This is a genomic window from Streptomyces novaecaesareae (assembly GCF_000716875.1).
Taxonomy (GTDB): Bacteria; Actinomycetota; Actinomycetes; order Streptomycetales; family Streptomycetaceae; genus Kitasatospora; species Kitasatospora novaecaesareae.
This window is the reverse complement of the sequence record NZ_JNWQ01000156.1, coordinates 1-6,216: the sequence shown is the minus strand read 5'-3', so window position 1 is coordinate 6,216 and position 6,216 is coordinate 1. Positions and strand designations below refer to the sequence as shown.

Sequence of the window (6,216 nt, the reverse complement as noted above, 5' to 3'; positions counted from 1 at the left end):
GGGGCGGGGGGGGCGGCGGGCCCGCGGGCGACCGGCGGGCGGGCGGCGGCGGGCCCGCGGCCGGTCAGTGCTGGGCGCCCCAGGCTGGCGGCTGCTCGGTCAGGCCGTGGTGCAGGTCCACCAGGGCGCGGTGCAGGGCGCGGGTGACCGGGCCGGGCGTGCCGTCGCCGACCACCCACTCCTCGCCGTCGTCGTGGATCGACTTGACCGGGGTGACCACCGCGGCCGTCCCGCAGGCGAACACCTCGGTGATGACGCCCCGTTCGCACTCGTCCTTCCACTGCTCCAGCGAGATCCGCTCCTCGCGCGGGGTGTGGCCGAGGCGCTCGGCCAGGGCCAGGACGGTGTCCCGGGTGACGCCCGGCAGCAGGGTGCCGGTCAGCTGCGGGGTGACCACCTCGGCGCCCGGGCCCTCGCCGCGGACGAAGAAGACGTTCATGCCGCCCATCTCCTCGATCCACCGGCGCTCGACCGCGTCCAGCCACAGCACCTGCGGGCAGCCGGCCTCCTGGGCCTGGCGCTGGGCTGCGAAGGAGCCGGCGTAGTTGCCGGCCACCTTGACGTTGCCGGTGCCGCCGGGGAACGCCCGGACGTAGTCGTGGCTGACCCACGCGGACACCGACTCGATGTCGTCACCGAAGAACCCGGCCGCCACGAAGGCCATCAGCAGGAAGCGGTAGCCGTTGGAGGGCCGCAGCATCAGCGTGACGTCGGTGGCGAACATGATCGGGCGCAGGTAGATGCAGTGCGTCGGGTCCTCCGAGAGCATCCCGCCGTCGCGCTCGATCAGCTGCTCGATGGCGTCGGTGAAGATCTCCTCGGGCAGTTCGGGCATGGCCAGCCGGCGGGCGGAGCGCTGGAAGCGGCGGGCGTGGTCCTCGGGGCGGAAGGCGGCGACGGTGCCGTCCACCCGGCGGTGGGCCTTGAGGCCCTCGAAGATGACCTGGCCGTAGTGCAGGCCGAGGGTGGCGGGGTGCAGGGACAGGTTGTCGAGGCGCTTCAACTCGGCTCCGTGCCAGCCCAGTTCGGGCGACCAGTCGATGCTGAAGAGGTGCTCGGTGAAGGCCTCGCCGTAGCCGGGGTCGGTGATGACGCGGGCGGGGTCGATCGCGATGGGCTTGCGCTGCGTGGCGGAGGTCACGGGTGCTCCTTCGGTGGGTGTTCGGTGGGTGTGGGGGCGGGTGCTCAGACCAGCGAGACGAAGAAGAAGGTGTCGCGGCGGGCGATCAGCCCCTCCGGCGTCGACTCGAAGAACTCGGCGAAGCGGTGGGCCGCCGGGCGGCCGTCGTGCAGGGTGCCGCGGAAGCTGCCGTGCACGGCGGTCAGGCCGTCGGACTCGACCACCCGCTCCAGGGTGTGCCGGCCTTCCTTGATCACCCGCTCCTCGGCGTAGAAGCGGCGCAGCCGCTCCCGGCCGACCAGCGGGTCGTAGCCGGGCCGGTGGTAGGCGGCCTCGGGGGCGAACCTCCCGATCAGCCCGGCGATGTCGTCGGTGTCGATCAACTCGTAGAACTCACGGGCCTGTTCGACGTTCATGAGGTCCTCCTCGGGGTCGGGGTGTGCCCGGCCAGGACGGCGCTGACGGCGGCGATCGGTGCGGGCTGCGTCATGGCGCCGTGGTGGCAGGCGAGCTCGTGGGTGTGGACGGCCCCGGTGACGTACGGGCGCCAGTCCTCGGCGGTGGGCGCGTCGGCGGGCTTGCCGAGCGTGGCGGTGAAGTGGATCAGGTCGCCGTGGTAGACGCCGGAGACCTCGGTGTGGACGAGGTCGGCGTTGTTGGCGAAGACCGCGACCAGGGCGGCGAGTTCGGCCTCGTCGAGGCCGGAGAGCGGGCTGCCGCCGTGCTCCAGCACCGCCCGGAACCGGGCCCGGTCCAGCTCTCCCCCGCCGTCGGCGGGGTCGGGCACCGGGTGGCCGAGCGAGTGGAGCAGCGCGGCCAGCGTCTCCGGTTCCGGGGCGTCGGCGGGGAGCCGGTCGGCCTCGGGGTGGGCGGGGAAGCCGTCCAGCACGGTGAGCTGTTCGACCTGCTCGCCCTCGGCCTGCAGCCGGACGGCGACGGCGTGGGCGACCATGCCGCCGAAGGACCAGCCGAGCAGCCGGTACGGGCCGTGCGGGCGGGCCTTGCGGATCTCGGCGACGTAGTCCTCGGCCATCTCGGCGATGCTCCTCGGCAGCGCTCCCGGCTCGGTCAGCCCCCGGGCCTGCAGCCCGAACACCGGTACCTGCGGGTCGAGGTGGCGCAGCAGCCCGGAGTAGACCCAGCTGACCCCGGCCACCGGGTGGACGCAGAACAGCGGGGTGGCGTCGCCGTGCGGGCGCAGCGGGAAGAGCACGCCGAGCGCGTCGCCCTGGCCGCCGTCGTCCAGCGCGGTGGCCAGGCCGGCCGGGGTGGGCGCCGCGAACAGTTCGCGGATGCCCGGCTCCACCCCGAGGGCGGCGCGGATCCGGCTGGTCAGGCGGGTGGCGAGCAGGGAGTGGCCGCCGAGGTCGAAGAAGCTGTCGTCGACGCCGACGCTGTCCAGGTCCAGCACCTCGGCGAACAGGCCGCAGAGCACCTCCTCGCGCGGGGTGCGCGGGGCGCGCCCGGTGCCCGCGTAGGCGGGGGCGGGCAGGGACGTGCGGTCGAGCTTGCCGTTGGAGGTCAGCGGCAGGGCGTCGAGGAGGACGACGGCGGAGGGCACCATGTACTCGGGCAGCCGCCCGCCGACGTGCCGGCGCAGCTCGTCCGGGGCCGGCGGCGTCGTGCCGGGCCGCGGCACGACGTAGCCGACCAGCCGCTGCCCGCCCGGCCCGTCCTCGTGGACGGCCGCCGCGCTCTGCAGGACCGCCGGGTGCGCGGCCAGGGCGGCCTCGACCTCGCCGAGTTCGATCCGGAAGCCGCGGACCTTCACCTGGTGGTCCACCCGGCCGACGAACTCCAGCTGCCCGTCGGTGCGGCGGCGCACCAGGTCACCGGTGCGGTACATCCGCTCCCCCAGCGCGAACGGGTCGGCGACGAAGCGCTCGGCGGTCAGCCCCGGCCGGCCCAGGTAGCCGCGGGCCAGGCCGGTCCCGGCGAGGTAGAGCTCACCGACGACCCTCGGGGGCACCGGGTTGAGGTACCCGTCCAGGACGTACGCCCGGGTGTTGCGGATCGGGTGGCCGATCGGCGGGGTACCGGAGCGGCCGGTCAGGTCGGCGGTGGTGGACCAGACGGTGGTCTCGGTCGGCCCGTAGCAGTGGACCAGCCGGGCGCCGGCCGCCCCCAGCCGGGCCGCCAGGGCCGGCGGCAGGGCGTCCCCGCCGACCATCATCCGCAGGCCCCGGACGGCTTCGGGGCGCTCGTCCAGCAGGGCCTGCCACAGGCTCGGCGTCGCCTGGAACACCGTGACGCCGTAGCGCCCGATCAGGGTGGCCAGGACGGCCGGGTCGCGGACCTCCTCACGGGTGGTGAGGGCGGTGGCGCCGCCCTGCATCAGCGGCAGGAACAGCTCGGGCACCGAGATGTCGAAGGCGGCCGTGGCCTGCTGGAGCATCACGTCGCCGACGGCCATCGGCAGTTCGTGGGCCAGCTCGGTCAGCAGGTTGACCACGCTCGGGTGGTCGACCACGACGCCCTTGGGGCGGCCGGTGGAGCCCGAGGTGTACATCACGTAGGCCGTCTGCGCCTCGGCCTGCGGGGCCGGGGCCGGGGCGGTGTCCGGGCGGGCGGCCAGCGCCGCACGGGTGGCCTCGGTGTCGAGGGCGATCACCGGGGCGCCGTGGGCCCGGTCGGCCCGGTCGGCCGGGGCGGCCGGGGCGGCCCACTCGGACTGCGCGCCGGCCGTGTCGGTGAGCAGCACCGTCGGCCGGGCCTCGGTCAGGATCTGCCGGATCCGGTCCGCCGGGTGGCCCGGGTCGACCGGGACGTAGGCGGCCCCGGTCTTCAGCACGGCGAGCAACGCCACCGGCAGCTCCGCCGAGCGCGGGACGGCGACGGCCACCAGTCGGCCGGGGCCGGCGCCGTGCGCCAGCAGGTGGTGGGCCAACCGGTTGGCCCGGGCGTCCAGTTCGGCGTAGTTCAGCTCGGTGTCGGCGAACCGGACGGCGAGCGCCCCGGGGGTGCGGGCCGCCTGGGCCTCGACCAGCCCGTGCAGGGTGGCCGCCGGGACGGGCTGCCCGGTGTCGTTCCAGGCCGCCAGCTCGCGCCGGTCGGCCGCGGAGAACACCGGGAGCGCCCCGATCCGCGCGTCGGGATCGTCGGTGACGGCGTCGAGCAGGCCGACCAGGCAGCGCAGCAGCCACTCGGCGGTGGACCGGTCGAACAGGTCCGCGGAGTACTCCAGCGCGGCGGCCAGGCCGGTCACGGTGCCGGCCGGGTCGCGGACCTCGGTGAAGTTGAGGTTCAGGTCGAGCTTGGCCGCCCCCAGTTCGACGGGCTCCGCCTCGACCGGCAGGCCGGCGAACTCGGCGTCCTCCAGGGCGTGGTTGTGCAGGGCCAGGACGATCTGGAACAGCGGGTTGCGGGCGGCGACCCGGGCCGGGTTGAGCACGTCGACCAGGCGCTCGAACGGGACGTCCTGGTGGTCGAGCGCGCCGAGGTCGGTGTCCCGGACGCGGGCCAGCAGCTCGCGGAAGGTCGGGTTGCCGGACAGGTCGGTGCGCAGCACCAGGGTGTTGACGAAGAAGCCGACCTGGCCGTCCAGCGCCTCGTCGGTGCGCCCGGCCACCGGGGTTCCGACCGAGACGTCGGTGCCGGCGCCCAGCCGCGACAGCACGGTGGCGACGGCGGCGTGCAGCACCATGAACAGGGTGACGCCGTTGGCCCGGGCGAGGCCGGCGAGCTCCTTGTGCACCGCCGCGTCCAGTGCGGCGTGCACCATGCCGCCGGTGTGCGAGGAGACGGCCGGTCGCGGCCGGTCCACCGGGAGGCCGATCTCCTCGGGCTGGCCGGCCAGGGCCTCCTTCCAGTAGGCGATCTGGGCGGCCAGCAGGCTGTCCGGGTCGTCCTCCCGGCCGAGCAGGTCGCGCTGCCAGAGGGTGTAGTCGGCGTACTGCACCGGCAGCGGCTCCCAGCCGGGGGCCCGGCCCGTGCGGCGCGCCCGGTAGGCGGTGGCGAGGTCCGCCATCAGCGGGGCCATCGAGGAGCCGTCGGTGGCGATGTGGTGGATCACCAGCAGCAGGACGTGCTCCTCCGGTCCGACGACCATCAGCTCGGCCCGCAGCGGCAGGTCGGTGGTGACGTCGAAGCCGCGGGCGACGGCGGCGGCCAGGGCCTCGGCGGGGCCGGTGGCGGTGCAGTCGTGGACGGTGAGGCGCAGCCGGCCCGCGACGTCGTCGAGGACGTGCTGGCGCGGGACGCCGTCGGTCTCCGGGAAGACGGTGCGCAGCGACTCGTGCCGGCCGACCACGTCCAGCAGGGCCTGCTCCAGTGCGGCGGCGTCCAGCGGGCCGCGCAGCCGCAGGGCGAACGGGCAGTTGTAGTAGGCGTTCTCGTCGGTCCGCTCGATCCGGTTGATGAACCAGACGCGCTGCTGGGCGGAGGAGAGCGGGATGTCGCCGGTGCGCGGCATCGGGGTGAGCGGGGTGCGCACGCCGCCCTGCTGGTCCAGCGCGGCGGCCATGGTCCGGACCGTCGGGTACTGGAACAGCTCCCGGATGCTCAACTCGGCGTCCAGGGTGGCGCGGATGCGGCTGATCAGCCGGGTGGCCAGGAGGGAGTGGCCGCCGAGCTCGAAGAAGCCGTCGTCGATGCCGACGCTCTCCAGGCCCAGCACCTCGGCGAACAGCACGCAGAGGATCTCCTCGCGGGCGGTGCGGGGTGCGCGGGCGGTGCTGCCTGAGGTGTAGTCGGGGGCGGGCAGAGCGTTCCGGTCGAGCTTGCCGTTGGGGGTCAGCGGCAGTGCGTCGAGGACGATCACGGCGGAGGGGACGAGGTATTCGGGCAGCCGCTCCCCGACCAGGTCGCGCAGGGCGGCCGGGTCCAGGTCGGGCTCGCCGTTCTGCTCGCCGTTCTGCTCGCCGTTCTGCTCGCCGACGACGTAGCCGACCAGTCGCTTGTCGCCGGGGGTGTCCTCCCGGGCGAGGACGACGGCCTGCCGGACGCCCTCGCAGCGGGTCAACGCGGCCTCGACCTCGCCGAGTTCGATCCGGAAGCCCCGGATCTTCACCTGGTGGTCCACCCGGCCGACGAACTCCAGCTGCCCGTCCGGGCGGCGGCGCACCAGGTCACCGGTGCGGTACATCCGGGTGCCGGGT

3 protein-coding genes are annotated in these 6,216 nt (G+C 74.8%); all 3 read right to left on the bottom strand.

Going from position 1 to position 6,216, the window contains the following annotated elements; translation table 11 throughout:
* Window positions 1–64: 64 nt before the first annotated feature.
* Complete coding sequence (locus tag OP86_RS31895) at window positions 65–1,141, bottom strand: branched-chain amino acid aminotransferase (RefSeq protein WP_051831139.1); 1,077 nt, start codon at window positions 1,139–1,141, stop codon at window positions 65–67.
* A 44-nt stretch (window positions 1,142–1,185) separates the two neighbouring features.
* The gene (locus OP86_RS31890; RefSeq protein ID WP_030062607.1) at window positions 1,186–1,536 is read right to left on the bottom strand and encodes a nuclear transport factor 2 family protein; all 351 of its coding nucleotides are present in this window, start codon (window positions 1,534–1,536) and stop codon (window positions 1,186–1,188) included.
* The coding region (locus tag OP86_RS31885; protein ID WP_033334316.1) for an amino acid adenylation domain-containing protein at window positions 1,533–6,216 on the bottom strand (4,684 nt) is incomplete at its 5' end. The genes OP86_RS31885 and OP86_RS31890, both read right to left, overlap by 4 nt.